This window comes from Ammoniphilus sp. YIM 78166 (genome assembly GCF_004522215.1).
In the GTDB taxonomy this organism is placed as follows: Bacteria; Bacillota; Bacilli; order Aneurinibacillales; family RAOX-1; genus YIM-78166.
This window is the reverse complement of the sequence record NZ_SDLR01000003.1, coordinates 857,196-883,188: the sequence shown is the minus strand read 5'-3', so window position 1 is coordinate 883,188 and position 25,993 is coordinate 857,196. Positions and strand designations below refer to the sequence as shown.

Annotated in this window: 24 protein-coding genes and 1 other annotated feature; of the genes, 20 read left to right on the top strand and 4 right to left on the bottom strand. The window is 43.9% G+C overall.

The window, feature by feature from the left end; genetic code table 11:
- The first annotated feature begins 121 nt into the window (after positions 1–121).
- The 4 genes from EIZ58_RS15965 to thrS all read left to right on the top strand — a co-directional run bounded on the left by EIZ58_RS15965 (position 122) and on the right by thrS (position 4,493).
- Complete coding sequence (locus EIZ58_RS15965; protein WP_134701829.1) at positions 122–1,321, top strand: MFS transporter; 1,200 nt, start codon at positions 122–124, stop codon at positions 1,319–1,321.
- Between the two features lie 422 nt (positions 1,322–1,743).
- Positions 1,744–2,190 carry a hypothetical protein gene (locus EIZ58_RS15960; protein ID WP_167577749.1) on the top strand — a complete coding sequence of 149 codons (447 nt, stop codon included), beginning with the start codon at positions 1,744–1,746 and terminating at the stop codon, positions 2,188–2,190.
- A 24-nt stretch (positions 2,191–2,214) separates the two neighbouring features.
- A complete protein-coding gene (locus tag EIZ58_RS15955) occupies positions 2,215–2,670 on the top strand; it encodes an HAD domain-containing protein (protein WP_134701827.1) in 456 nt (151 codons plus the stop codon).
- 63 nt (positions 2,671–2,733) lie between these two features.
- Positions 2,734–2,971: a binding site (T-box leader), on the top strand.
- Positions 2,972–3,293: 322 nt separating this feature from the next.
- Positions 3,294–4,493 (top strand): threonine--tRNA ligase, encoded by a 1,200-nt coding sequence (gene thrS / locus EIZ58_RS15950; RefSeq protein WP_134701826.1) that lies wholly within the window; start codon positions 3,294–3,296, stop codon positions 4,491–4,493.
- 56 nt (positions 4,494–4,549) lie between these two features.
- On the opposite strand, the gene EIZ58_RS15945 is transcribed toward thrS, so the two are convergent.
- Entirely contained in the window at positions 4,550–5,182 is a 633-nt protein-coding gene (locus EIZ58_RS15945; RefSeq protein ID WP_134701825.1) for a bifunctional 4-hydroxy-2-oxoglutarate aldolase/2-dehydro-3-deoxy-phosphogluconate aldolase, read from the bottom strand.
- Positions 5,183–5,222: 40 nt separating this feature from the next.
- Positions 5,223–5,711: a GNAT family N-acetyltransferase gene (locus tag EIZ58_RS15940; protein WP_134701824.1), complete on the bottom strand. Its 489-nt coding sequence runs from the start codon at positions 5,709–5,711 to the stop codon at positions 5,223–5,225.
- Positions 5,712–5,913: 202 nt separating this feature from the next.
- On the opposite strand from EIZ58_RS15940, the gene EIZ58_RS15935 reads away from it, so the two are divergent.
- The 3 genes from EIZ58_RS15935 to EIZ58_RS15925 all read left to right on the top strand — a co-directional run bounded on the left by EIZ58_RS15935 (position 5,914) and on the right by EIZ58_RS15925 (position 8,965).
- A complete protein-coding gene (locus EIZ58_RS15935) occupies positions 5,914–6,558 on the top strand; it encodes a futalosine hydrolase (RefSeq protein WP_134701823.1) in 645 nt (214 codons plus the stop codon).
- Positions 6,555–7,382 (top strand): 1,4-dihydroxy-6-naphtoate synthase, encoded by an 828-nt coding sequence (locus EIZ58_RS15930; RefSeq protein WP_134701822.1) that lies wholly within the window; start codon positions 6,555–6,557, stop codon positions 7,380–7,382. Before EIZ58_RS15935 ends, EIZ58_RS15930 begins: the two co-directional genes overlap by 4 nt.
- A gap of 431 nt (positions 7,383–7,813) precedes the next feature.
- Positions 7,814–8,965 carry a hypothetical protein gene (locus EIZ58_RS15925; RefSeq protein ID WP_134701821.1) on the top strand — a complete coding sequence of 384 codons (1,152 nt, stop codon included), beginning with the start codon at positions 7,814–7,816 and terminating at the stop codon, positions 8,963–8,965.
- Positions 8,966–9,022: 57 nt separating this feature from the next.
- On the opposite strand, the gene EIZ58_RS33480 is transcribed toward EIZ58_RS15925, so the two are convergent.
- A complete protein-coding gene (locus tag EIZ58_RS33480; RefSeq protein ID WP_167577748.1) occupies positions 9,023–9,181 on the bottom strand; it encodes a hypothetical protein in 159 nt (52 codons plus the stop codon).
- 104 nt (positions 9,182–9,285) lie between these two features.
- Here EIZ58_RS33480 and EIZ58_RS15920 point away from each other — a divergent pair, with 104 nt between their 5' ends.
- The 3 genes from EIZ58_RS15920 to EIZ58_RS15910 all read left to right on the top strand — a co-directional run bounded on the left by EIZ58_RS15920 (position 9,286) and on the right by EIZ58_RS15910 (position 12,224).
- Positions 9,286–10,110: a histidinol-phosphatase gene (locus EIZ58_RS15920; RefSeq protein ID WP_240689106.1), complete on the top strand. Its 825-nt coding sequence runs from the start codon at positions 9,286–9,288 to the stop codon at positions 10,108–10,110.
- A gap of 144 nt (positions 10,111–10,254) precedes the next feature.
- Positions 10,255–11,445, top strand: coding sequence for a DUF2157 domain-containing protein (locus tag EIZ58_RS15915; protein WP_167577747.1), 1,191 nt, complete (start codon positions 10,255–10,257; stop codon positions 11,443–11,445).
- 2 nt (positions 11,446–11,447) lie between these two features.
- On the top strand, positions 11,448–12,224 hold the full coding sequence (locus EIZ58_RS15910) for a GDYXXLXY domain-containing protein (protein WP_134701819.1): 777 nt from the start codon (positions 11,448–11,450) through the stop codon (positions 12,222–12,224).
- Positions 12,225–12,309: 85 nt separating this feature from the next.
- Here EIZ58_RS15910 and EIZ58_RS15905 read toward each other — a convergent pair whose 3' ends face one another.
- Positions 12,310–13,467, bottom strand: coding sequence for an acyl-CoA dehydrogenase family protein (locus tag EIZ58_RS15905; RefSeq protein ID WP_134701818.1), 1,158 nt, complete (start codon positions 13,465–13,467; stop codon positions 12,310–12,312).
- A 142-nt stretch (positions 13,468–13,609) separates the two neighbouring features.
- On the opposite strand from EIZ58_RS15905, the gene EIZ58_RS15900 reads away from it, so the two are divergent.
- The 10 genes from EIZ58_RS15900 to EIZ58_RS15855 all read left to right on the top strand — a co-directional run bounded on the left by EIZ58_RS15900 (position 13,610) and on the right by EIZ58_RS15855 (position 25,704).
- Complete coding sequence (locus tag EIZ58_RS15900) at positions 13,610–14,311, top strand: FadR/GntR family transcriptional regulator (RefSeq protein WP_134701817.1); 702 nt, start codon at positions 13,610–13,612, stop codon at positions 14,309–14,311.
- A gap of 229 nt (positions 14,312–14,540) precedes the next feature.
- On the top strand, positions 14,541–15,848 hold the full coding sequence (locus EIZ58_RS15895; protein WP_134701816.1) for an FAD-binding oxidoreductase: 1,308 nt from the start codon (positions 14,541–14,543) through the stop codon (positions 15,846–15,848).
- A gap of 2 nt (positions 15,849–15,850) precedes the next feature.
- On the top strand, positions 15,851–17,203 hold the full coding sequence (locus tag EIZ58_RS15890) for a (Fe-S)-binding protein (RefSeq protein WP_134701815.1): 1,353 nt from the start codon (positions 15,851–15,853) through the stop codon (positions 17,201–17,203).
- Positions 17,200–18,621: an FAD-linked oxidase C-terminal domain-containing protein gene (locus EIZ58_RS15885; RefSeq protein ID WP_134701814.1), complete on the top strand. Its 1,422-nt coding sequence runs from the start codon at positions 17,200–17,202 to the stop codon at positions 18,619–18,621. Before EIZ58_RS15890 ends, EIZ58_RS15885 begins: the two co-directional genes overlap by 4 nt.
- 74 nt (positions 18,622–18,695) lie before the next feature.
- Positions 18,696–20,498, top strand: a complete 1,803-nt coding sequence (locus EIZ58_RS15880; protein ID WP_134701813.1) for an L-lactate permease — start codon at positions 18,696–18,698, stop codon at positions 20,496–20,498.
- A 188-nt stretch (positions 20,499–20,686) separates the two neighbouring features.
- Entirely contained in the window at positions 20,687–21,940 is a 1,254-nt protein-coding gene (locus EIZ58_RS15875) for an FAD-dependent oxidoreductase (RefSeq protein WP_134701812.1), read from the top strand.
- Positions 21,941–22,112: 172 nt separating this feature from the next.
- The gene (gene pdaA, locus EIZ58_RS15870; protein ID WP_370297711.1) at positions 22,113–22,847 is read left to right on the top strand and encodes a delta-lactam-biosynthetic de-N-acetylase; all 735 of its coding nucleotides are present in this window, start codon (positions 22,113–22,115) and stop codon (positions 22,845–22,847) included.
- 109 nt (positions 22,848–22,956) lie between these two features.
- On the top strand, positions 22,957–23,676 hold the full coding sequence (locus tag EIZ58_RS15865) for a metallophosphoesterase family protein (RefSeq protein ID WP_134701810.1): 720 nt from the start codon (positions 22,957–22,959) through the stop codon (positions 23,674–23,676).
- A gap of 6 nt (positions 23,677–23,682) precedes the next feature.
- Complete coding sequence (locus EIZ58_RS15860; RefSeq protein WP_134701809.1) at positions 23,683–24,669, top strand: NAD(P)/FAD-dependent oxidoreductase; 987 nt, start codon at positions 23,683–23,685, stop codon at positions 24,667–24,669.
- Between the two features lie 102 nt (positions 24,670–24,771).
- Entirely contained in the window at positions 24,772–25,704 is a 933-nt protein-coding gene (locus EIZ58_RS15855; RefSeq protein ID WP_134701808.1) for a manganese-dependent inorganic pyrophosphatase, read from the top strand.
- The last annotated feature ends 289 nt before the right edge of the window (positions 25,705–25,993 follow it).

The following is a 25,993-nucleotide window of genomic DNA, read 5'->3' as shown; positions in this document are numbered from 1 at the left end:
GAAAATAAGAAGGGAAAACTGGATGAACTTGGAAAAATGAGGTTGGTTACTAATTTCTAGTATAGACTTTTCTTTGAACTGGAGGTACGATAAACTTTATCCATTATAGGGGAGGTGCAAGATGAACCCCAAGATTATCTTATATCTAGTTTCTTTTGCTACTTTTCTCGGGCCATTTACCCAAACGATTTATACACCCATTATTCCTGAAATACAAGCGGATTTCCGAAGCTCTCAATTATTGATTAGTTTTTCGATATCGATCTTTACGATTGCTTTGGCTGTTATGCAATTGGTTTATGGACCATTAGTTGATCGATATGGAAAAAGAAAAATACTGCTGCCAGGCTTAGGGCTTTATATGGTGGCTTCTCTTTTGGGCTCATTTGTAAATTCTATCGAACAACTACTCCTTCTAAGAGTACTACAGGGTATCGGAATCGCTTCTTGCTCGGTTGTGGCAACAACGGTGATCGCTGACCTATTCCAGGGCAAGTGGCGTGGACAAGCTATGGGACAATTTCAAATGTTCGTGGCTCTTGGCCCTGTTGTGGGACCTGTTGTGGGTGGATATGTTGGGGGATACTTCGGTTTTCACGGCGTATTTTGGGTATTAGCAGCAGCAGGTTTTATAATGCTAATCTTAAATGGTAAACTGCTGCCTGAGACCGCAATGGCAAGCCAGTCTTCTGCGAGCTCATCGGTTACGAGTTATAAAAGAGTACTCATGCATCCAATAGGAGCAGCCATACTCGTTCTAGGTTTTATACAATACTACGTGTATTATCATTACCTTGTCTTTCTGCCTGAAGTTCTTTCGTTATACTATGGATTAACTGCACAGCAGAAGGGATTGTTTTTTCTTGCTTTATCTGTCATGATGATGGTTGGAAGCTTCCTTGGCGGAAGAGTTCTCCTGTCCATCCCCGAGGGAACGCGCATCATCGTATTTTCAATTTTGTTGTCCTTCTGTACTTTTTCATTCGTTTTCATTGCTGAAATCTCTATAGTAGCGATTGCCATTAATATCGCAGCGTTTGGTTTGTTCTTCGGCTTATCGCTGCCAGTGCAAACCACGTGGCTAACAGAGTGTTTCACCCAACAGCGGGCTACAGCTGCGGGTATATACAACTTTTCTCGATATATGGGGATGGCGGCCGGTCCACTTCTTGGAAGTATTCTATATAAAGAAGGTCATTTACCATTGCTATTTGGATCGGCTACGGTTGCTATTCTTTGCATGAGCGTTTTTATTAGGAGACAATTTATTCGTTACCAATTCATACAGTCAAAGGATATCAGTCAAACCCAAGCAGGCTAAAAATAATTTTAAGGCATACCAGAGGTATGCCTTTTTACTTATAAACAGCCATTCTTTTGTAATTTTTTTAGCCAGGTTCGTATCGTTCTTGGGTTGGCTCCAAAATGGGCAACCATTTCATTCATCTCTGGTATCTCAAAATTTCTTTGTTGTAGATAAAGCCAAAGACGGTATTCCTTAATCCCTAGATTCATAATAATTTCAGCAGTGGTCATAGCTCTCTAATCGGGGTTGTTTGATATCCAACTTATGTGCGCGACACCCCTGATCTTTGTCACCTCGCTCTGTTCTTTCTCCTAAAAAGTATTATAAACAAAATATTTATATTTGTCATTAGATTTAATATTTTATATGTAACCTTCGTGGTAAAATAATGATACGTGTTTCTGCAGGAGGTAGAGCCCATGATTTTAGGTAAAGACATGCTATTAATATTTGCGATGTTGACCGTTGTGACGGTGGTGTTCTTCAAACCAAGCGCAACGGAGCAGCACTATTACCATCTGATCGTAACGGCTGAAAGTGAGAACTGGAGGATCGAAGATTATAAGATAGAAATTCAGCCACAAACTTTCGTTTCTGGAGGTGGCAGAATACAATTAAAATCAGATAAACTAGTTTCTGAATTTTTTCAAGCAGAGTTCACGTTGGTAAGTAAAAATAAACAAGTCGTGATCTGGCGGAAAACGATGACTGGAGATATGCAGATCAGTGATGTGGACATTGGAAGGATAGAAGGACCTGTACTAACAGAAGATGGTGATTATATAAAACTAGATGATATCGAGCATATTTATGCACAGATAACTTGGAACAACCAGAATGGAGACACGATAGAGGAGAGGATTAGCTTATATGAAAAAGGATAAAGCGTTTCGCGAGGGGGAAGGGGCATGAAAGTCATTTTTCTTGATATCGATGGAGTTATGATTACGGGAACACACTTGAAACCAAGTCATGCTTACAATGGCTATGAGTTTGCACCAGTAGCAGTGGAAAATTTAAAGGAAATTATAGAGCAGACGGGAGCCGCTATCGTTGTGAGCTCAACCTGGAGAACAGGTGGCTTTGCTTTTCTTCAGAATATGTTTCATAGCAATGGGATTGCGAAGGGACTGGTAGGACAAACTCCAGTCATACACTATGCCAGCCGTGGTCAGGAAATTCAGCAATACATAGAAGAATCAAAGTGGGACCCAACCCTTAAGGTCGATCGTTTTATCATTCTTGATGATAACGATGATATGGGGCACCTGCGTTCTTATTTGGTCCGTACCCATTGGAGGACAGGACTTGATGAGGAGGCCAAGGAGCAAGCCATCCAAATGCTCTTAGGAAAAAAGGAATAATAATTATTCTTTACTTTTCCACAAGAATCCATTATAGTAATGAATTAATAAATCACATACTTGACAAAAGCACTGATAAGGATATGAATCATATTGTTTTTCTTTTCCAGAGAAACGGGGTCGATAGGCTGAGAGCCCCGTGAAGAAAATGTATGATTTACCACCTTGGAGCTACTATGGGGAAATGGGAGTCATGCCCTGATTATCTATAGTCGGTGAAGAGCCGTTACACGTTTTAAGCATAAGGAAGGTTTATTTCTTATGGAATTAGGGTGGTACCACGACCGCACTCGTCCCTTTGTTGGGATGGGTGCGTTTTTTGTTTGTTAAAAATAAAAAAATGGCGTTGAAAAGGACATGATGGATTGAAGGATTACTTTACCAGAGAAGAGGGACGTAGGCTGGAAGCCCTTTAAAGTATCTCTATCTATTACCCCCTTGGAGCTATTATAGGGAACTGGGAAACCAAAGTAACTGTAATCGGTGAAGAGCCGTTATCTCTTTCGAGCATGAAGCATTTTAGTAGGCTTTATGGAATTAGGGTGGTACCACGACCGCATTCGTCCCTTACAGGATGAGTGCGTTTTTTTTTTTATATTTCAAACATTATAGGAGGCAAGAGCATGTTAAATCAGGCTGACGTTGAAAGAAGAAATCATCGAAAATTAGGGCAAGAATTGGAATTATTTATATCGTTGGATGAAGCTCCAGGAATGCCTTTCTTTCTACCGAATGGTATGATTGTTCGAAATGAACTAGAGAATTATTGGAGAAGAAAACACCAGAAAGGCGGATATCAGGAGATCAAAACTCCTATCATGATGAAACAGCATCTATGGGAACAATCAGGGCATTGGCACCATTACCAGGAGAACATGTATTTTTCTCAAGTTGATGAACAGAATTATGCTATTAAGCCGATGAATTGCCCAGGAGCAGTGTTGCTATTCAACAGTAAGAGGAGGAGCTACCGAGAGCTGCCTCTACGGTTGGCTGAATTGGGATTGGTCCATCGTCATGAGCTTTCAGGATCACTGAATGGACTGTTGCGGGTTCGTTCCTTTACTCAAGATGATGCCCATTTGTTTGTAAGAGAAGATCAGATTGAGGATGAAATTGAAAAGGTGCTTTCACTTATTGACGAGGTTTATTCGCATTTTGGGTTTGAATATAAGGTGGAGCTCTCTACAAGACCTGATGAGTTTATGGGATCTGAATCCTTGTGGGAACAGGCAGAGCATGCGCTTGAAACTGTACTTTGTAGGAAAGGGGTGGCTTTTCAGGTAAACCCAGGGGATGGGGCGTTTTATGGGCCAAAGATCGATTTTCATATCTTAGATTCTCTTGGGCGAAGCTGGCAGTGTGGAACGGTCCAACTGGATTTTCAGATGCCAGAAAAATTTCATTGTTCTTATATTGGGGAAGACGATAAACCGCACCGTCCGGTCATGATTCACAGGGCGATATACGGCTCTCTAGAGCGATTTATGGCCATCCTGATAGAGCATTATGCCGGAGAATTCCCGTTGTGGCTTTCTCCAGTTCAAGTTAAGGTCTTAACCATCTCCGACGCTCAGTTCGAATACGCAAAAAACATCCAGGAACAACTGGAATTATCAGGATTGCGTGTAAAAATCGATTCTCGAGTAGAAAAAATCGGTTTGAAAATTAGAGAAGCGGAAATGGAAAAGGTTCCTTATATACTAGTTGTTGGAGATAAAGAGAAAGAAAAAGGTCTCGTAGCTCTTAGACAACGAAAGGATCGAAAACAGGGGGTGTATAGTATCCAGGATGTGCTTGACTTTATAGGTAGGGATATATAGCTCAATAATGTCCAAAAGGAAAGGTAAACCCCCTTTTCCTTTTGGACTCTACCTCCTTACTTTTGTTGGACGGCATGGACAAAGGCTTTTGCCTTTTCTGTTAATACGTGATATTCACCACGTGCTATTGCTTCTTTATCAATAATACTGCCCCCAATCCCAATACCTATTGCGCCTGCAGCTAGAAAGTCAGAAACATTGTCCAAGGTTACGCCACCAACAGCAATCATAGGAATGTGTCGCAAAGGACCTTGCAGTTCCTTGAAATATTCAAGGCCCAGACTCTTCATGGGGAATAGCTTGACCATTTCTGCTCCTGATCGATAAGCGCGTACAATTTCGGAAGGCGTCATAACTCCTGGAAGCACATCGAGGTCACGCTCCTTAGCGTAGGCGAGTACTTCTTCATCCACATTCGGAGTCACAAAATAAGATGCACCCGCCTCATAGGCAACACGGGCAATCTCTAGATCCAGCACCGTTCCTGCTCCAATCAAAAGTTTTCCTTCATACTGTTTAGATAGGGAGGAAATCTGCTGACTTGCTCCTGGAGTATTCATCGTGATCTCAAGCAAGCGAATCCCGCCTTGGTAGAGTGCTTCCGTTACCGCGTGGAGGTGGCTGTCCGGCACATCCCGTAAAATCATGACGATGCGTTCTTTTTTAAGTTGTTCATAAAATTGTCCCATTTCTGTTAGACTCCTTGTGATTAAAAGTGTATTGGTATCATCATAACAGTGAATAGTAAGCAAGCTTTGTGTTAAAGCGCTCTATTTCTTTGCTGTAAGTCAACCCGATTTTCTCAAGTACGCGACGGGATGGTTTATTTTTCTGTTTGGATAGTCCAATTATTCGGTTCAATTGTAGGTGATGAATTCCGTAATAGAGGATTACCTTTGCCGCTTCTGTTCCAAAGCCCTTGCCGCGAGCGTGCTTGCCAAATGCGTATAGTACCTCCACCTCATCAAGATCCTTGATATAATTCAGGCCGCAGTGTCCGCAAAGCTTTCCGCTGCTTTTCTCGAAGACTGCCCATGTACCGTAGCCATGAGTTTCCCAGTGGTCATTCCAATACTTAATAAACTTTTCTGTTTCTTCATAGGTGTATCCAACACCTTTTGGCAACCATTTACCTACTTCGTCCTCACCAAGGATCAAAGCATATTCAGGCAAGTCTTCTTCCTTGAATTTTCTTAGGATTAATCGCTCAGTTTCCAAGTTGTTTCACCATCCCAGTGCTTCTTCCTCCTATTTATGGTAGTTATCTTAGAGTTGACTCAGCTCAAATGTAGTTCTGCTTTAATAATAATAGAAGATGATAATAAAACAAATATCCTTAATAAATTTTTTGCGCTTTCTAGTGAATTCTTTTATGATATCTTAATAAGTGAAAATTAGGATGTAGCTGAAGGAGAACTACATGAGTAAAATTCTAGTGATGACCGCGGTAGAAGTGGAAAGACAAGCTGTGCAACGTGGGCTCAAGGGGGACAGCCGATTTAATGTCCTCCTTACCGGTGTGGGATCAGCTTCTGCTGCAGCAAATACTGCTATCGCTTTAACCAAGGATGACTACGACATAGTCATCAGTATGGGGATTGCTGGTGGCTTTCTGGAAAAGGTGGATGTGGGTTCATTAGTGATCGCCACAGAAATTATCGCAGCAGATCTTGGTGTTGAAACCCATGATGGTTTTCAGCTGATAGAAGAGCTGGGCTTCGGGACGAATCGAATGGGGTTAAATCAAGAACTCGTTGCGCGAGTCATGTCTGGTTTTCAACAATCGGGCATGACTGTTCAGCAAGGTCCGATTATAACCGTTTCTACGGTTACAGGCACAGTGGAAACTGCTTCTGCACTTGCCTTGAGAGTACCGGGTGCCGCTGCGGAAGCCATGGAGGGATATGGTGTAGCTATTGCTGCTCAACAATATGGTATCCCTATATTGGAAATTAGAGGAATTTCCAATGCAGTTGGTCCTCGCCAACGTGAGCTATGGCGAATCGATGACGCTCTTCATGCGATTGAATCGGCTAGTGCCGTATTAGTGGAGGTATTAACATGAACATAGCATTTTCCCCATGCCCGAATGATACCTTTGTTTTTCATGCGTGGGTACATAATCTCATCAATGGAGCTCCAGCGCCTAGTGTGACCTATGCGGATATTGATAAAACCAATCATTGGGCTGTGGCTGCGAAGGGACCAGAAATTCTAAAAGTATCTTACGCAGCTTTGCCGTGGGCCTTAAAAGAATATACGCTACTACCTTGTGGAGGAGCCTTGGGAAGGGGATGCGGGCCACTAGTTTTAACCAACGACGCTCCTTTTGCTTCGTTAGAGGGGAAACGTGTAGCTGTTCCTAGTGAAATGTCGACAGCTTACTTATTGTTCCGCTTGTGGGCTGCTCAAAATGCCCCGCGAGGAGTAGGTGAAATCATCATTCTCCCTTTCCATGAAATCATGCCCGCCGTACGCGATGGGAAGGTAGATGCTGGACTAGTCATCCACGAAGCTCGTTTCACGTACCCCTCCTATGGGTTAAAATTAATTGCGGATCTTGGAGATTGGTGGGAAAAAGAAACCAACTTACCCATTCCATTAGGTGCCATCATCGCACGACGAAACATAGACACTTTCTCCCTAGTCCATTGGATTCGAGCGTCTGTGGAGTACGCATGGGCAAACCCTGATGCTTCTAAAGATTACATCCTGCACCATGCCCAAGAGATGTCTGAAGAGGTCGTGCGTGCCCATATTCAGCTTTACGTTAATGAATTTACTGCAAATTTAGGAGAAGAAGGCTATGAAGCTGTAATTACGCTGTTGGACCGAGCAGCACAGGAAGAACTTGTGCCGAGGATTAACTTGCGGGAGCTTCGTCTTTAATACAAAGGCTATCTTAAAGGTTCCATTGAGGATCTTGGAGGTAGCCTTTTTGTTATGTAATGGATATTGGGGGTGCAAAGAGTCAGACGAGGTAGATCACTTTTGAGGGCATGATGAGGCCTGTTTTTGGACAGATTGGAGACCTTTTTGCGATGCTGTGTCCGAATGAGGCCTGTATTTGGACATGCAGGAGGTCTTTTTGAGCTGCAGTGTCCCAATGAGGACTGTATTTGGACAGGTTGGAGCTCTTTGATGGGTTGCTGTGTCCGAAAGAGGCCTGTATTTAGACAGGTAGGTGCTTTTTTGTAAGAAAATGGTGAAGTCTAAAGGGCATGAAGTACCCCTGCTTTTATAAACACTATAGCTATTGCCATGTCCATCACGAGCTCGTGATGTTTTCTGGTAAACACCAATTAAAAGTGGAGGTAAGTATGAATAATAAACTATTCAAAACTTCTGCCAGCCTTCTTTGCGCGTTTACGGTTTTGTCTGCGTGTGGATATCACCAGGCTGGAAACGACAACGCTACCACTCGAACAAACACGAATACCCAACAAAATAATGGTTTCTTTGGAACACGTGGCAACACTAATGTTAATAATGTCCTCAACAACCAAAATCAAGGCGGTCAGGCAGCTACTGGGATTTCCTCCTTCTTAGAGTCACATATTGCTTCTGCAGGAGTCCCTGGAATCCGAGTGTTAGTTCTAGGAGATACCGTAATCCTTGGTCAATCTCTAGATGCCTCCATTGATAGAACTCGTGGAGCTGGAACAACGGGATATAATACCGGTACAGGGATGACAGGCGGAACTGGCTTTGGTGCCGGCGTTGGCATGGGAGCGGGTACTAGAGGAGGCACAGGCGCTGGGATGACCGGTGGTTTCTTTGGCGGTGCCGGCGGAACTGGCTTTGGTGCCGGCGTTGGCATGGGAGCGGGTACTAGAGGAGGCACAGGCGCTGGGATGACCGGTGGTTTCTTTGGCGGTGCCGGAGGAACTGGTCTTGGTGCCGGCGTTGGCATGGGAGCGGGTACTAGAGGAGGTACAGGTGCTGGGATGACTGGTGATTTCACTGGCGGTGCCGGCGGAACTGGCCTTGGTGCCGGTGTTGGCATGGGAGCAGGTACTAGAGGCACAGGCGCTGGGATGACTGGTGGTTTCACTGGTGGTACCGACCGAACTGGCCTTGGTGCCGGTGTTGGTATGGGAGCAGGTACTAGAGGCACAGGAGCTGGGATGACCGGTGGTTTCACTGGCGGCGCCGGCGGAACTGGGCGGGGTGCTGGCTTCGGTACTGGTGCAGGGATGGGAACTAGAGGAGCGGGAATTGCTAATACACAAAGGGCCAATACCTCTGACATTGAATATGCCCGAAATCTTGTAAGAGGTGTAATAGGAAATAACGTACAAGTCTTTACGGTTTTCAGTAATCGTGCTATCCAGGCAATGGATCGTGTCCGTGCCAACCTTAGTCATGATACAACAAGTGGAAATGGAATCACAACTGATATTCAAACGATCATGAATGAGGCGCTTCCTAAGAACCGAAGTGCAGCGGATGGCCAAACTCGTACCAAATAAAAAAGAATTGACATGAAAAAGGGTATGTGCGATGCCATACCCTTTTTCTTTGTTCAGTTATTGATCTTCTTTTTTTCTCCAGGTTGTGTTCTTCCAAGTCACAGGACAAGTATCAAAGGTTTCGCCTTCATGAAAAGATTTTTCCATTCCATTATTTTCACAGATATACATCCCATCCACTGGGGCTTTATCTCCTGTACGAAAAACTTGTTGCATACGATTTCCCTCCATCAAGAAATTAGATATACTTTAGTTTGAATTATTTTCCACAAGTATATTCAAAGAATAAACGAAGTAACTTATGTACAGAGGTGAAAACGATGGGCGAAGACCATAATATCAAGTTTGATTACCATACTCATCATCAGCGTTGTGGACATGCGGAGGGGCAAATCGAAGATTATATTCAAGCTGCTATTGAAAAAGGGTTAGATATGATTGGGATTTCCGATCATTCTCCTTATTTTTCAGCGGAGGAAGACCAGCCTTATCCTCACATTGCCATGGCGCGAAGCGAATTTGCCAATTATGTGGAAGAGGTATTGCTGCTGAAGCAAAAGTATAAGGGAAAGATAGACGTATTACTTGGTATTGAATCGGACTTTTTCCCAGAGCATGTGGAAAGATACCGACGGCATTTTGATCAGTATCCGTTTGATTTTATCATTGGTTCTGTACATCATGTGGACGGAATCAATATATTCAAAAAAGATCGGTGGGAAGGATTAACGGAGCAAGAAAAGGTGCGAACAAAAGAAACGTATTATTCGCTAATTGAGCGATCCGCCCAGAGTGGGATGTTTCAAATCCTGGGGCATATTGATGCTATGAAAGGGTTTTATCCTGCTTTTTCATCCATTCAAACGGCTGCGGTAGAAAAAACCGTGAAAATCATTGCGGAGTATGATATCGCTCTTGAAATCAATACGTCGGGGAAGACAAAAGACGCAGGCGGTTGGTACCCTGCCGATGACATATTAGAATTAGTAAAGCATTATGGCGGGACGGTTACGTTTGGTTCTGATGCCCATGTACCAGATCGTGTAGGAGATGAGTTTGAGCTGGTACGCAAGCGCCTGAAAGAAATTGGTTTTAAGCATTGGGCGTATTTTAAAGAGAAGAAGAGGTATCTAGTTTCCCTGTAATCCAAAAAGAGTGTCCAAACCATGGTTTGGACACTCTTTTTTAGGCTATTGGATGGGTACCACAAAAAGTTGGTACTATCCTGATCTTCCAATACTGATAAAATGAAGGTAGAGCAAGAATATTGCTGAAAGAGAGGAATGAATATGACAGATAAGTGGCTTAGGCGTGAAGGGTCTGTCTGGGTGGAAAAAAACATTATCTCCCCTGAACAATTGGAAGAAATTATAAAGCTATATCCCGAGTCACCGCGCCGCATCTCTCAATTGCTCCCCATATTGGCATCCGTACTTATTGGATTAAGTTTGCTTACGTTTGTAGCGTCAAACTGGAATGGAATTCCAGATATAGCAAGACTTATCCTTTTGATAGCAACCACGGTGGGGTTTTATGCTACTGGATTTGTGAGGGGGCAGATAAGTTGGGTAGGGCAAGGTCTAATAGGATTAGGTGTCGTATCCTTTGGAGCAAGTGTGATCTTAATTGGGCAGATGTTTCATCTTATTGCTTATGATGCTACGGTGTTTGTTTTATGGTCACTAGCCGCTCTAGGAACACTGTATCTATTTCGTCGCACCTTCTTTTACCTGCTCTCCAGTGCCTTATTGTTGGGGGGGCAAATTTATTCCATCGCTTCTTTTGATCATGTGAGCTGGCTGCTTTTTATTCTAACCATACTTGGATTAGGTATCTATTCTTACCATACGAAGCATGAATATGCTGGTTGGATACTATCCTTTTCGATTGGGATTCAATCAATTTTTCTGTTAATAACTAGCGATATGGCTTGGTCGTGGATTACTTTAATTTTCTTCTTCCTCTACGTCGTTGGCCTAGCGTTAGGTAAACGGCCTATGGCCCAAGGTTTTCTTGCCTGGCCGGCCATCTTTAGCTTTATATTTACTGTATTTATGGTTTTTCTCCATGAGCATATTTATCAAGAGTCAGCGTTTCTAGCTAATCCTTTCCTTTATTTGCCCTTGTTCAGTATTTTAGTTTTTCTTGCTATTTGGTTAAGTCGTGGGCTGAAAGCAAAATGGTTGCCAATGCTTCTGTTTTTGCCCCTGTTCTTCTTCACATACGCAGACCTTGCTTATTTGGTGATCTTGTTTGTTTATTCTTCTGGTCTTATATTCTTGGGGGATCAAGAAGGGAATTCTAGTGTCTCGAAGCTTGGGGTTTTTCTCTTTATGCTAAGCAGTTTTATCGGATATGTACAATTAGCTTGGGATTTCCTTGATAAGTCCATTTTCTTCCTTATCGGCGGTCTTCTCTTGTTTGGTATCCATTGGTTTTTGCGCCGACGAAGTCAGTGGATGACAAAGGGGGAGAAGTAGTCATGATTTTGAAGAAAAAATTTATTATCTTTGTACTCTTACAGGTCTTCGTCCTTTGTTATATGGCCGTTTCCCAGTATGCGGTTGAATGGATAGGGCAAGAAGTGCGACTAAAAACGGCCCCTGTGGATCCAAGAGACCTCCTCTATGGAGATTATGTGATCTTAAACTATGAAATTAGTGATATTCCTGCTTCTTACCTAGCTATACAGGGACAGAATAAACCTAAACGCGGAGATAAGCTTTGGGTGGTCGTTAGGCAGGAGGGCAACTATCATCAGCTCGTCTCCGCTCACTTAAAAAAGCCCTCTGTGTCAGAGAATGAGGTCATTTTGAAAGGTAAGATTAATTATGTGTCGGAGTACTGGGACCCCGAAAAACAAGAAAACACTCGAATCCAATCGGTACGGGTCCTATATGGATTTGAACGATATTATGTCCCAGAAGGGACAGGAAAAGAGCTTGAAGATAAAAGAGGTCAGTTTGACGTCATCGTCAAGGTTGCTCCATGGGGACAAAATCTTTCCAGTTTAACCTTCATCGCTACCGGAGTCATGACGCAATGGGAAATACAGGAGCAAATTTATAAGCACTTTGATTCTAAGGGCTCGCATATACAAATTGTTCATACGAGGTTATTTGACCAATATGAGGGCAGAGAACAACCGGTATGGGTCGCAGACATCACCATCTACGGCGATAAGGCAGACCCTCAAGAAGAACGACTAGTTCAGGTCATTCTAGACGCCAAAACAGGAGAAATCCTTCTGGAAAAATAAGTTTAACCAGTAATGAGGCTGTCCCTTTAGGGAACAGCCTTTTCCTGATTGAACCCAACTTGATGTCTTGAGTCAACTTGTTTGGTTAACGATCTTCTTCAATAGCCCGCCGCGCGAGGAGCTTCATCACACTATCGTCCATAGGAGGATTGTGGAGCCCCGCCCTGACATCTCGGTACCAACGTTCAAGAGGCAAGCTTTTGGATAGGCTTGAACCGCCCACAATCCTCATGGCCAAGTCGACAACTTGTATCGCTTGGTTTGTGGCAACTTTTTTGGCCAGTCCCAGTTCGGGTTGAAGGGTAAGTCGCAACTCAGGCTGACTATCCCATCGATCCGCTACAGAATAAAGGAGGGTTCGGGCAGTCATTAAGGATTCTTCCACTAATCCAATTTGTTGCTGAATATGTGATACTTCTGCAATGGGTACTGTAAGACTGTTTGGCTGATACGACCGGGCGAAAGCTAAGGCATAGTCACGAGCAGCAAAGGCAATGCCGAGGTAGCAAGCAGGAATATGAAGTAACCAGCCATCGCCATCTCGTTTCTGTTCCGTTTTTTTTCGAATAAAGCCCTCTTGCGGTACAAACACCTGGTGAAGCAAAAGGTCGTGACTCCCAGTTGCACGCATTCCTAGGGTGTTCCAAGTTTCTTCAATGGATACTCCTTCTTGCTTTTGTACATAAAATAGCCCAACTTCATCTGACTCTTCAATATAGGCACTAACAATAAATTGATCCAGAATAGGACTTAGAGTACTAAAGGTCTTCCGTCCTGTAATACTCCAACCGCCGTCCACGCGGATGGCAACTGTTTCGGGTTTACCTCCCCGTGTGGGACTGCCCGTCCCTCTTTCACTCGAAAAGTGATTAATCATGGCCCCATCCTGGACAACCTTATGACAAAATTGCGCAAACAAAGGCTCTGGCCAAGTTAAGGTATGGCGATAGTGATGGACTAGACCTAGGTGCCAGCCTACCGCTAGGGCCGTAGAGCCGTCGCCGCGAGCCAAACGCTCTTGTACTAGCAACAATTCATATAGAGAAATCTCCTCACCGCCGTATTTCTTAGGAACAGTGAGTTTTAAGTAACCGGCTTTCTTAAGATCCGCGAAATTGTCGAATGGAAATGAACCTTCTATGTCGTGCTTTTCTGCTCGTTGAGAAAGGATGATGGCCAATTCATCTGCTCTTTTCACGAGAGAGGCCTCGTTCTCATTTCGGACAAAGTAATCAATGACCATGATTTATTCCCTCCCATTTGCTCTGAGAAAATTATACCATCGATGAAATCATTAACAAAAATATGTTCTCATGGAGATTCACTATCGTATCAGGTAAGATGGGAAGAAACAGAATGATTACTGAACGGGAGTGTATGGAACTATGGATCTAGAAATCCAAAAAATTTCCAACAAGAAAATATCCGAACTTGTAGCTGATCAGCTTCAGGAATGGATTGAAACAGGAAAAGTGCAGCCAGGTGAAAAACTTCCCTCCGTACGTGAACTTTGTGATTTATTTAATGTTGGCCGAACAGCGATACGGGATGCCATTACCACCCTAAAGGGGAAGGGTTTAGTAGATGTGCGGCGGGGTGAAGGAACTTACGTTAAATCGTATGATTACTCACGGATATTTGATGAAATCCGGTTATTGAACCAAACGGATATACATAAGCTTTTTAATGTAAGAAAGATTCTTGAAGCTGGAATTGCGGAAATGGCAGCTCAAGCCCGTGATCCAGAGGATATTCATCGGATTAGAACACAGATGGATCAAATTAAAGAAGCAAAAACAATAGAAGGATGGAAAGCGGACTATGAATTTCACCTAGCGATTGCTAAGGCAACTAAAAACGAAGTATTGGTCCTGTTGCTCGAGACCATTTCTTCAACCATGAAGATTGCCATTAAGGGCTGTCACCAAATCATCATGGAGGACCCTCAGCTTACCCGCGAAATCGTGGTACAACATGAAAATATTTACTCAGCAATTAAAGAAGGACGCCCTTCCGAGGCACGAGCAAGTGTTATAGAACACTTGACGTATGTTGAGAGTTTGCTGAATCGTTTACAGACAAAATAGAATGGGCAAAAGCCCATTCTATTTGCAAAAAATATAACAATGATTACTTTTGAATGTTTGTTATAATACATTGACAAAGTCTAGTGTGACAAATAAAATGTCTAATAAGGCAGACTTTTCATATCACATATCACATATCTGATAAGTATACAGGATAGGCTAGCAGACTAGAAAGCGACTGTAATACAAACTGTAATAGAATTCGTCGTCAGAGGAGAGGGTGTGAGTTATGGTGTTAGCAACATTGGAGTCTTTACTAGAGAAAGAGCAGATCTCAAAAAAAGTCGGAGACTATCATCCGCTAGGAAATAATGGATCGCTTGTGGTTTATCCCAAATCAGAAGATCAAATATCTACCTTACTTCATTACGCATATGAACAAGGTCTGAGCGTCATCCCTGAAGGGGGAGGAACGAAGAGAGGCTTTGGCGGTATCAAGCCTAATGCCGACCTCGTGCTGTCATTGTCAGAATATGGGGGGGTTGTTGAATATTCAGAAGGGGACCTGACGTTGACGGTGAAATCTGGGACAACAATAAAAGTAATTCAAGAATATCTTCGCAAAAATAAGCAGATGCTCCCCCTAGATCCCTCTTGGCCAGAATGGGCTACCATCGGAGGTGTAATGGCTTCCAATGATAGCGGTCCTAAAAGATGCAGATATGGCTCTGCTCGGGATTTGGTCATTGGTCTTCGGCTGGTTTATCCCAATGGAGAAGTCATTCGTACAGGCGGTAAGGTTGTTAAAAATGTAGCCGGCTATGATATGAATAAGCTTTTTATTGGATCCATGGGAACCCTAGCTGTTATGAGTGAAGTCACGCTAAAGCTTCGGCCTATGCCTAAATACGAGGCTCTTGTCCTATTAACCTTTACAGAAGCTGTTCTCGCAAATCTAAAAAACTTTATCATCACTCTCCAAGATTCCTTTAATGAACCTCATTCGCTTGAAATTCTGAATCCCTCCCTTAACCAACAAAGCAATGGGCACAACGGTTACGGTTTAGCCATTGCCTTTGAAGATGTTAAGGAAGCCGTGGAGTACCAGGTAAAATGGACGGAACAGCATAAGCCAGAAGGAGCAATTATGCATGTTTTGTACAAGGAGGACGCTGAGCGTTGGTGGACTTCTTTCTCACACATTTCTCACAATAGTGCAGAAGAAGACAGTGCGAGGGTACTTGGTCTTAAGATCGCAAGTAACAATATGGATGTGATCGATATTCTTTCATTCTGTGAACAAGCTGCCCATAAGCGTAAATTGCAAATTCTTTCCCATGGGGGAGCAGGTCACGGCATCTCACGCGTTTTTCTCCGCGGGGATGAATCAGAATATATAGATTTTATTGAAGAAATTCGAACTTTTTCAAAATCTAAACGTGCACATGTCGTCATTCAACATGCTAACCTTGCCCTTCGTCAGCAAATGGATGTATGGGGAGAGAAACCTCTGTATTTCTCCTTATTAGAAGGAATTAAGAGGGCGGTCGACCCGCAATGGATACTTTGTCCGAAACGTTTCGTAGGAGGGATTTGAAGATGTCAACTTCACTGAAGCTGGAGCCCCCATGCCAATCGAAAAGCAACTTCCTATGGGAGGATCCACCAGATGAAAATAAGTTCTCAGCCTGTGTCCATTGTGGGATGTGCCTTGAATCCTGTCCCACCTACCTAGAAACGGGACACGAACAACAATCTCCTCGCGGGCGAGTCCATTTGATTAAGTCGGTTGCAGAAGGAAAGATGACCGTTAATGAGGCATTCGAAGATCCTATCTTCACTTGTCTAGACTGCCGAGCTTGTGAGACCGCCTGTCCGTCTGGCGTTCAAGTCGGTGCATTAATTGAAGAAGCACGCGGGCAAATCCGTAAGGCGATTCCGCTTAAGGGATGGAAAGCAGGGATAAGCAAGTTTTTCCTTCGCGGGGTGTTTCCACACCCAAACCGTCTGCACGCCTTAGGTGGACTCATGAAGGTATACCAAAGGAGTGGAATGCAATCCATCGTTCGCAAATCAGGTTTGATTAAGGTCATGCCGAAACATCTGCAAGAAATGGAAGCGATTATGCCAGCTGTTCAAGACCCGGTGATGAAGAAGTACCCGGAAGTCATTGTTGCCAAAGGGGAAACCAAACAGCGCGTCGCGCTGCTAACGGGCTGTGTTATGGATGTTATGTTTGGTGATATCAATGAGGCTACCGTGCGTGTCTTAACTAGGAATGGCTATGAGGTCGTGGTACCAAGGAGCCAGCGTTGCTGCGGAGCCCTTCATATCCATGCGGGTGATCGTGAAGAGGGAAAAAGATTGGCAAAGCAAAACATTGACGCCTTTTTAGCGGCAGATGTAGATAAAGTCGTTGTTAATGCTGCAGGCTGCGGGTGTGCCCTGAAGGAATATCCAGAGCTCTTCCACCATGATCCGGAATACAAAGAAAAGGCGGAGCAATTTGCTGAAAAGATCGAGGATGTGTCCAAATTCCTGGTAGAACAAGGCTACCAAAAGCCCCAGGGATCTATTGAGACGAAAGTGACTTATCATGATGCGTGTCACCTTGCGCATGGGCAAGGCGTACGCAATCAGCCAAGAGAACTGCTGCGAGATATCCCGGGGGTTCAAATGGTGGAAATGCCCAATGCAGACCGTTGCTGTGGTAGTGCGGGGATCTATAACCTAACGAATCCAGAGATGGCCGGAAAGGTTTTAGATGAGAAGATGTCCTTTGTCCCTCAAGAAGTTGATATGATTTCGATGGGCAATCCGGGGTGTATGCTTCAAATGACGATGGGGGTTGCTAAGCATGGTCGAAGCGCAAAAGTCGTGCATACCATCCAACTTCTGGATCGGTCCTATCAACTGGAGGATGAGAAAAGAAAGGGGGAGGGTAGTTCATGAGCAATCAAGATCCTATTATTCAGCAGTTAACGGAAATTACGGGTAAAGGCACGGTCCTGTTCCGTAAGGAAGACTTGATCGCATATGAGTGTGATGGTTACACCATTCATAAGCAGCCTCCGCGTGCCGTTGTTTTTCCTTCCTCTACATTGGAAGTGTCAAGGATCGTAAAGCTACTCTCCGCCCAAAACATTCCTTTTATACCTCGCGGAGCGGGAACGGGACTAAGTGGAGGAGCTACTCCTCTAGGAGGAGAAGTGATTATCAGTTTGGTAAAGATGAAAAGGCTCCTCCATGTCGACCTGGAAAATCGATTAGCTGTTGTGGAGCCAGGGTATGTGAACTTAAAGCTAACCAATTCTGTAGCAAGTAAAGGCTACTATTACGCACCGGATCCTTCCAGTCAGTATGCTTGCACCATCGGCGGTAATGTGGCGGAAAATGCCGGTGGTGCACATTGTTTAAAATATGGGGTGACCACCAATCATGTACTCGGGATGGAGCTGGTTCTTGCGAATGGAGACATCATAGAGATTGGCGGGGCACCTGATTCCCCCGGATATGATCTCATGGGTTTATTAACAGGTTCCGAGGGAACCCTGGCGATTGTGACGAAAATTACCGTTCGTATCCTTAAGAATCCGGAAGATAAGCGTACGGTCCTAGCTTACTTTAATAACGTAGAGGACGCTAGTTACGCGGTATCCGATATCATTGCCGCCGGGATAGTTCCTGCTGCATTAGAAATGATGGACGAAGTTGCGATTATAGGTGTAGAAGCTGGAAACTACCCTGTTGGACACCCAGAAGGACTAAAAGCCCTGCTCCTAATAGAAGTAGACGGTATCGCGGCGGGGATTGAACCACAAATCGAAGAGATCCTTGAAGTATGCCAAAAAAGAAACGTTACCCAAGTCAAGGTCGCAGAAAATGACCAGGAGCGCGCTCGCTGGTGGGCCAATCGAAAAACCGCTTTTCCCGCTATGGGTGCCATCTCTCCCGATTATCTCGTTCAAGATGGTGTCATCCCACGCAGCCGCTTGCCAGAGGTTCTTGAAAAAATTGAGGCAATCAGCTCGCAATCGGGATTACGCATCGCTAACGTGTTTCACGCTGGGGATGGGAATCTTCATCCGCTCATCTTATTTGATGCTCGTAAACCAGGGGAAACAGAGCTCGCGTCCCAAGTAGGGTCTGATGTACTTAAGGTTTGTGCTGATGTTGGGGGCTCCATTACGGGTGAACATGGGGTAGGAATTGAAAAGCAGCACGAAATGACGTTTGTTTTTTCTGATCAAGAATTAGCAGCACAAACTAGTATCCGCGATGTATTCAATCCGAACAACCTGTTAAACCCAGATAAGCTTTTTCCTAAGCCTAGTCGTTGTGCGGAAATTCGGAAAGCTTTCAGCTCCTAAGGTATCTGCGTGTAGAGAGGAGTAAGTCTTCTCTACACGTATATATAAATTTTTAAGAAGAGGTGAACTGAGATATGGGAACTGGAACGTTAGCTTTTCTCTCTTTGTTGCCGATTATAGCTGTGGCTTTGTTTCTCGTCGCTCTCCGATGGCCAGCTAGTAAAGCCATGCCCATTTCTTATGGGGTCGTGGTTATATTGGCCCTATTTGTGTGGAAAGTACCAGGTGCACAAGTTGCTGCTGCCTCTGTCAACGGATTAGTTGTCGCAGGTACTCTTCTTTTCATCATATTTGGTGCGATTCTTCTATTAAACACTTTGCAAGAAAGCGGAGGGCTGAAAACCATTCGCCAAGGCTTTACCGATATTACGCCTGATCGGAGAGTCCAAGTTATTATCATAGCCTGGTTATTCGGTTCATTCATTGAAGGAGCAGCTGGCTTTGGAACACCTGCTGCGGTTGCTGTTCCACTTATGGTTGGTCTAGGCTTCCCGGCCGTTGCAGCCGTTATGGCGGGGATGATTATTCAGAGCACTCCTGTTTCCTTTGGTGCCGTCGGCACGCCAATCTTAGTTGGGATTGGCAGCGGTCTTAGTTCAAGTGACTCTGTAAAAGAATTTGCGTCAAGCATGGGTTATGCGGACTGGAGTCAGTTCTTGGCTATGGTTGGTACAAAAGTCGCTCTTCTTCACGCCATCGCAGGTACACTTGTTCCCTTATTTGTTGTAGCTCTTATGACTAAATATTATGGTAAGAATAAGTCGTTCCGTGAGGGTTTGAAAATTTGGAAGTTTGCATTATTCTCGGCTTTTGCTATGACTATACCCTATTTAATCGTCGCAAATGTTTTGGGACCAGAATTTCCTTCCATGATTGGAGGGTTAGTGGGATTAGCGGTTGTCATTACAGCAGCCAAAAAAGGTTTTCTCATGCCTTCTAAGAGTGAGTGCTGGGACTTCGATAGAAGAGACAGTTGGGATCCGGAATGGACGGGTAAAATTGAGATTAAAGACATCTCTAGCAAGCATGGAGACATGGGTATGATCCGAGCTTGGGCACCTTATATCCTAGTCGGAGTGTTCTTAGTCGCTACTCGTTTGAAAGCACTTCCATTCATGGATTTGCTTCGTTCTTGGACGGTTAGCTTTAATAACCTATTTGGCACAGAAATTACGGCTAGCTTCCAGCCTCTCTATCTTCCGGGTACTATCTTCATCTTGGTCTCTTTGATTACCTTCTTCCTACATCGAATGGATGGAGCCGCATACGCTAGAGCGTGGAGTAGTTCAGCTAAAACCATGCTAGCCGCATCGACTGCATTAATTTTTACAGTCCCCATGGTTCAAGTGTTCATTAATACGGGAGGCGGGATAGCAGGTTACGAGAGAATGCCTATCGCGTTGGCCGAGGGAGTAGCAGCTCTTACAGGCTCTAGTTGGCCGATCTTTGCTCCTTTTATTGGTGGGTTAGGTGCTTTTGTAGCCGGAAGCAACACGGTTAGCAACATGATGTTTGCTCTATTCCAATTTGGTGTTGGGGAGCGGATTGCTGTTGACCCAACCTGGATTGTCGCTCTTCAGGCTGTTGGCGGAGCGGCTGGAAACATGATTTGTGTTCATAATGTAGTTGCCGCTTCAGCTGTGGTTGGGCTGGTTGGCAAAGAGGGCTTCATTATACGTCAGACGATCTTTCCGTTCACGTATTATGCCCTTGTCCTGGGTTCAATCGGGTATTCAATTGTTTGGTATTCACAGAAAGGCCTTTTGAATATGGGCACATTTATTGCCTTGGGAATTGCTATTGCGGCCATTTACATTATAAGCTCCAACCAGAGGAAGCTTAACCAGCTACAATCCAAAAAGAATATCGCCACATAGACTGTCCATAAGTAGGAAGCCTAATAAAAAGGCTTCTTTTTTTTCACTGAAAATACTCTTGATTCGACTGGACAATCAGGGTATAATCATTACTAGAATGAAACCATTACAATTAACAGTGTGGCCGCAGCAAGGTTAATACCGATTCATGATTGAATCGTAACTATAATAAAAGGAGTGACGTAGTTATGGCTAGAGAGGTTATTGTTTATAGCAGTACAGGTTGTCCTTATTGCGAAAAAATCAAAAATGAACTAAAGGAATGGGGATTAGAATACGAAGAACGAAATGTTACCGTGAATCCTGATTTCTTTAATGATCTTCATGAAAAGGGGATGTTTTCCACCCCCGTCACCTTTATCGACGGGGAAGCCTTTATTGGATACCGTCCTAATAAAATGAAGCAGTATCTCGGTATCACAGACGAACCTAAACCGGTTGCGACGGAAGCCAAAGAAACCGATGAAGATATTTTCCAGAACGTTGATCAAGCGATACTAGATGAGGTGTGGGATCTTGTATGTATTGGAGCTGGCCCAGCTGGGGCGTCTGCTGCCGTGTATGCCTCTAGAGGAAAGTTGAAAACCTTAGTGATCGATAAGGCTCCTGCTGCTGGAACCTTGGCTATTACTCATAAGATCGCAAACTATCCTGGCGTCCGAGGAGAATTGACAGGCTTAGAGCTAGTACAAACGATGCAGGCCCAAGCTAAGGATTTTGGAACCACGTTTGTAAGAAGCCATGTGCTGGGTGTTGATTTTAGTCAAACTGACATTAAAATTCTAGAACTTCCGGAAGGAAAAATTAAAGCGAAAACGGTATTCATAGCCGTAGGAGCAAAAGCGCCGTCGAGCAAAATTGATGGGGAAGAAGAATTTACGGGACGCGGGGTAAGTTATTGCTCTACATGCGACGCTGCCTTCTTCCAAGATCGAGTTGTTGCTGTAGTAGGAGAAAATGAGGAAGCTGTACACGAAGCGGAAGCCCTCTCCAAATTTGCGAAAGAAGTCAAGCTGATCGTTCCTTTATCTAAATTCAAGGGTGAGGTTGACTTGTCTGAGCTAGAAACTAAATCGAATGTCAGCATTCATTATAAACACCGACTAAAAGCCATTAAAGGACAGAACAAAGTAGAAAAATTGGTGATCGTCGATGATTCGAAAAATGAGAAAGAATGGACGGTTGATGGAGTGTTCTTATACTTGGCAGGAATGAAGCCAGGGACGGACTTCCTTAAAAATGCGGTGGATCGAGATGACGAAGGCTATATTAATGTAGATACCCACCTTCGCACCTCTGTCGAAGGCGTATTTGCCGGCGGCGATGCTCGTCGAACCCCAATTAAGCAAGCGGTACTTTCCGCAGCCGATGGTGCCATCGCAGCTCTTGGAGCTGACCAGTTCGTAAACCAAAGAACGAAGCTCAGACCACAATACAGCTAAATCCCTTGACCCTTAACCGAGTGTTAAGGGTTTTTTTGTTGTGGAAAGAAATCCCAAAATGAAACGTTGGGCTTTGTGGAACATTATTCTTGTTACCAGTACGTGACAGGAGGAATGAAACGACATGAAATTGAACCGTATAAGTCTCATTGTCTTGGCGCTGCTTTGTTGCATGAGTATGCAGCCCATTACCGCTGCTTCAATGGATCAATCTTTTCACTTTGGGTTTAAAAAAAGTAAGAATGGCGAGCTAGCTTCCATAGATCAAGAAGGGTTTAAGGACATAGTACAAAAGCATGGAGCGATCTTTTTAGGTGATACCTCAAAAAAAGAGCTGTATCTAACCTTCGACAACGGGTATGAAAATGGATTTACGCCCCAAATTTTAGATGTCTTGAAACAAAAAAAGGTTCCCGCCATCTTCTTTGTCACTGGTCATTACATTAAGGATCAACCTGAACTCTTGAAAAGAATGGTGAATGAAGGACATTTAATTGGAAACCATTCTTGGAGTCACCCCGATATGAGCCGGATTTCTCCAGAAAAAATGAAAACAGAGCTTCTTCGGGTGAAGGAAGAAGTTACACAAGTGACAGGACAAAAAGAAATGAAATACCTACGAACCCCACGTGGCATTTTTAGTGAAAGGACATTAGCGGTAAGTAAGGACCTTGGTTTTACGAATGTATTCTGGTCTGTGGCGTACAAGGATTGGGACACCAAGGTAAGAATGGGTTCACGCTATGCTTATGAAAAGGTCATGGCTCAGATTCACCCAGGTGCCGTTATCTTGCTGCACTCCGTGTCAAAAGATAACGCGGATGCTCTTGCTCAAATCATTGATGACGCAAGAAAACAAGGCTATGAATTTAAAAGCTTGGATGAGTTGAAAACGAAAAGCTATTAGTTGAAAGAAGAGCGGCTGCATACAGGGATACAGTCGCTTTTTCTTATGTTTTAATCTTAGACTTTCGGTTGAGACCGTGGTAGAGTTGGTAATAAAAGGAGTGATAGCAGTGAAGCTGGCTTTTATTTCAGACATACACGGAAATGCTGTGGCACTGGAAGCGGTATTGAGGGATATCGAAATAAGACAGATTGATAAAATCTATGTTTTGGGGGATCTGTGTTATCGGGGACCAGAACCTAAGCGAGCGTTGCAACTAGTTCAGTCCTTACAAACAGAAGTGATTAAGGGAAACGCAGATGAATGGGTAGTTCGTGGCGTCAGGGCAGGAGAAGTGCCCGAACCAGTCTTAGAAATGATGAATCGGGAACGTGAGTGGACGCTATCTCATTTGGATGCCGATGATATTCAATACCTAAATAATCTTCCCATGGAGATCCAAGGAGAATATGAAGGAATATCTTTTTTCGGTTTTCATGCCACGCCAGTCAGTTTGTTTGACATCGTGCCCCCTGACGCTTCTGAAGAAGTCCTGAAGACAACGTTCATGTCGGGAACGAACGCAGAGGTATACCTCTATGCTCATATTCACCGCCCCTATGTAAGGTACATCGGCGGGAAGGTCGTACTTAATATTGGGAGTGTTGGGCTTCCTTTTGATGGTTTGCCTAAGGCTTCATACGCCATCGTGGAACTGGGAAGAGACAGCTTCACGACTACGATCCAAAGGGTTAATTATGATATAGAAAGAGTTGTACAACAGTACACGGAAAGTGATTATCCTAATGCAGAAAAAATGATCAATGTAGTTCGTTCCGGAAGGTTCTAGTACACAATGCAAAACATATACCAAGCAGTTGTAGTTGGCGGCGGCCTGACAGGAATAATGGCAATGCGCACGCTGAAGGAGAAAGGGATCGATTCTATTCTCCTGCTTGAAAAAAATGTCTCTATAGGTGGAAGGCTAGCTACTGTCCGGTTCGGTGAGGCATTAGTCGACTACGGTGCCCAGTTCTTCTCTGTGCGCTCTGCGACCTTCAGGAAAAGTGTAGATCAATGGTTACAGAATGGGTTGATCGAGCACTGGTTTGGGGAGTCTCATCCAAGATATAGGAGTGTAGGAGGAATGGAACAATTAGTAACGTATCTAGCGCAAGGAATAGAGCTTCAACTCGACGTTAAAGTAGAACAGATCCTAGAGCGTGAAGAGGGTTTCCTTCTCTACCTGGAAGATGGAGAAAGCATTTATACAGAGTCGCTTGTTATCACAGCACCTGCACCACAAGCTGTCACGCTGTTAAAACAAGTTCAGCTAAGGAAAGATGCGGCTAGAGTACTGTCTGATATTCATTTCCATCCTTGTCTTGTTGCACTGCTAGGGCTCAATGCTCCCTTTGCGGTGGGGAACGCTGGTTACAGGGACAAGGAGTTGCCTGAAGGGATAGAAAGAATCGTGGATCATCAACAAAAGGGTATGTCCAGCCTTCCATCTATAAGCATTTATATGACGGGTACATGGTCATCGGACTGGTTTGAAAAACAAGATGAAGAGATTTTAGAAGCCATCCTGAAGAAGGTTAACGTTGACATAAACCCGCAAAGCATTCAGATGAAGCAGTTAAAAAGGTGGAGCTACGCTGAAGCTTCTCGACCAGCCAGGATGCCATTTTTAGAAGGATCCAATACGAAGCCTTTATTTATCGCGGGAGATGCCTTTCTATACCCCGAGGATTCCTCTGGTCGAACACGTATGGAAACGGCCTTCTTATCGGGTATAGCCGTTGGAGAGGCTCTTGCTCAGCGGCTCACTTTTCATAAGTAGTTGCATTTTTTTGTGGAATACTTTCTCGGCTGATCTAGATCTGATAAAATAAGGTTTGGGTGTTTAAATTTTTCACAGTATGCAAATAGAGGAGAGAAAGACATGGAGAAAGTACTTATTTTCGGTCATAAAAATCCAGATACGGATTCGATTTGTTCTGCTGTTGCTTATGCAGAGTTAAAAAAGCAACTTGGAATGGATGCTGAACCCGTTCGCCTTGGAGATCTAAACAATGAAACTAAATTTGTCCTAGAATCCTTTAACGTGGCTGCACCTCGTTTAGTTGAGAGCGTGTCTAGTGAAGTAAAGGCTGTTATCCTTGTGGACCATAACGAACGTCAACAGAGTGCTAACGATATTGATCAAGTCCGTGTACTTGAGGTTATTGACCACCACCGCATTGCTAATTTTGAGACAAGTGACCCGCTATACTATCGAGCTGAACCGGTTGGGTGTACCACAACCATTTTAAATAAAATTTATAAGGAAAATGGGATCGCCATTTCTAAAGAAGCCGCTGGGCTTATGCTTTCTGCCATTATTTCTGACACGTTGTTGTTTAAGTCTCCAACCTGCACGGAGCAGGATGTGGCAGCTGCACGTGAATTTGCGGCTATTGCAGGAGTGGAACTAGAAAGCTATGGACTAGCGATGCTTAAAGCTGGAGCTGATTTAAGCGATAAGACGCTAGAACAGTTGATTTCTTTAGATGCAAAAGACTTCCAGATGGGAAGCTATAAGGTGGAGATTGCACAAGTAAATGCGGTTGATACCAATGATGTCCTTTCTCGTAAGAAGGAGCTTGAAGAACTTCTTTCTAAGCGAATTGAAGACAAGGGACTAGATATGTTCTTTTTCGTAGTTACGGACATTTTAAACAACGACTCTATTGGCTTAGCGCTTGGACGTCAAGCAAAAGCTGTAGAGAAGGCGTACAATGTGACGCTTGAGGATAACACGGCTGTTCTTAAAGGGGTTGTATCCCGCAAGAAGCAAATAGTGCCTGTGTTGACGGATGTTCTTAGTGCACAGTAATTTTTCGTAGAATACAAAAGAAGGCTGCTCGAGGGTAAGCTCTATCCTAGGGTTCCTTCTTTTTTCTGATTCAGTCGCCACTATTTTGAACAAGTAAAAATAACTTAAAAAATGAAAAAGGACCCATGTGCTGGGTCCTTTTTTTCCTTTACGTCTATACGGGCTCCACAACCCGAAAGCAATAGACGCAGCGCATATAAGTCGGCTCAGACTCTATTATAGCACATCATGTCATTATTGAGAAGCGATATAGGGGATAATGTTAGTGAGGAAAATTTTTAAAATGATG

Excerpts from the sequence above, each read along its gene's own strand:
- EIZ58_RS15965 (WP_134701829.1), top strand. The coding sequence starts at position 122 with ATGAACCCCAAGATTATCTTATATCTAGTTTCTTTTGCTACTTTTCTC.
- EIZ58_RS15960 (WP_167577749.1), top strand. The coding sequence starts at position 1,744 with ATGCTATTAATATTTGCGATGTTGACCGTTGTGACGGTGGTGTTCTTC.
- EIZ58_RS15955 (WP_134701827.1), top strand. The coding sequence starts at position 2,215 with ATGAAAGTCATTTTTCTTGATATCGATGGAGTTATGATTACGGGAACA.
- thrS (WP_134701826.1), top strand. The coding sequence starts at position 3,294 with ATGTTAAATCAGGCTGACGTTGAAAGAAGAAATCATCGAAAATTAGGG.
- EIZ58_RS15945 (WP_134701825.1), bottom strand. The coding sequence starts at position 5,182 with ATGGGACAATTTTATGAACAACTTAAAAAAGAACGCATCGTCATGATT.
- EIZ58_RS15935 (WP_134701823.1), top strand. The coding sequence starts at position 5,914 with ATGAGTAAAATTCTAGTGATGACCGCGGTAGAAGTGGAAAGACAAGCT.
- EIZ58_RS15930 (WP_134701822.1), top strand. The coding sequence starts at position 6,555 with ATGAACATAGCATTTTCCCCATGCCCGAATGATACCTTTGTTTTTCAT.
- EIZ58_RS15925 (WP_134701821.1), top strand. The coding sequence starts at position 7,814 with ATGAATAATAAACTATTCAAAACTTCTGCCAGCCTTCTTTGCGCGTTT.
- EIZ58_RS33480 (WP_167577748.1), bottom strand. The coding sequence starts at position 9,181 with ATGCAACAAGTTTTTCGTACAGGAGATAAAGCCCCAGTGGATGGGATG.
- EIZ58_RS15920 (WP_240689106.1), top strand. The coding sequence starts at position 9,286 with ATGGGCGAAGACCATAATATCAAGTTTGATTACCATACTCATCATCAG.
- EIZ58_RS15915 (WP_167577747.1), top strand. The coding sequence starts at position 10,255 with ATGACAGATAAGTGGCTTAGGCGTGAAGGGTCTGTCTGGGTGGAAAAA.
- EIZ58_RS15910 (WP_134701819.1), top strand. The coding sequence starts at position 11,448 with ATGATTTTGAAGAAAAAATTTATTATCTTTGTACTCTTACAGGTCTTC.
- EIZ58_RS15905 (WP_134701818.1), bottom strand. The coding sequence starts at position 13,467 with ATGGTCATTGATTACTTTGTCCGAAATGAGAACGAGGCCTCTCTCGTG.
- EIZ58_RS15900 (WP_134701817.1), top strand. The coding sequence starts at position 13,610 with ATGGATCTAGAAATCCAAAAAATTTCCAACAAGAAAATATCCGAACTT.
- EIZ58_RS15895 (WP_134701816.1), top strand. The coding sequence starts at position 14,541 with ATGGTGTTAGCAACATTGGAGTCTTTACTAGAGAAAGAGCAGATCTCA.
- EIZ58_RS15890 (WP_134701815.1), top strand. The coding sequence starts at position 15,851 with ATGTCAACTTCACTGAAGCTGGAGCCCCCATGCCAATCGAAAAGCAAC.
- EIZ58_RS15885 (WP_134701814.1), top strand. The coding sequence starts at position 17,200 with ATGAGCAATCAAGATCCTATTATTCAGCAGTTAACGGAAATTACGGGT.
- EIZ58_RS15880 (WP_134701813.1), top strand. The coding sequence starts at position 18,696 with ATGGGAACTGGAACGTTAGCTTTTCTCTCTTTGTTGCCGATTATAGCT.
- EIZ58_RS15875 (WP_134701812.1), top strand. The coding sequence starts at position 20,687 with ATGGCTAGAGAGGTTATTGTTTATAGCAGTACAGGTTGTCCTTATTGC.
- pdaA (WP_370297711.1), top strand. The coding sequence starts at position 22,113 with ATGAGTATGCAGCCCATTACCGCTGCTTCAATGGATCAATCTTTTCAC.
- EIZ58_RS15860 (WP_134701809.1), top strand. The coding sequence starts at position 23,683 with ATGCAAAACATATACCAAGCAGTTGTAGTTGGCGGCGGCCTGACAGGA.
- EIZ58_RS15855 (WP_134701808.1), top strand. The coding sequence starts at position 24,772 with ATGGAGAAAGTACTTATTTTCGGTCATAAAAATCCAGATACGGATTCG.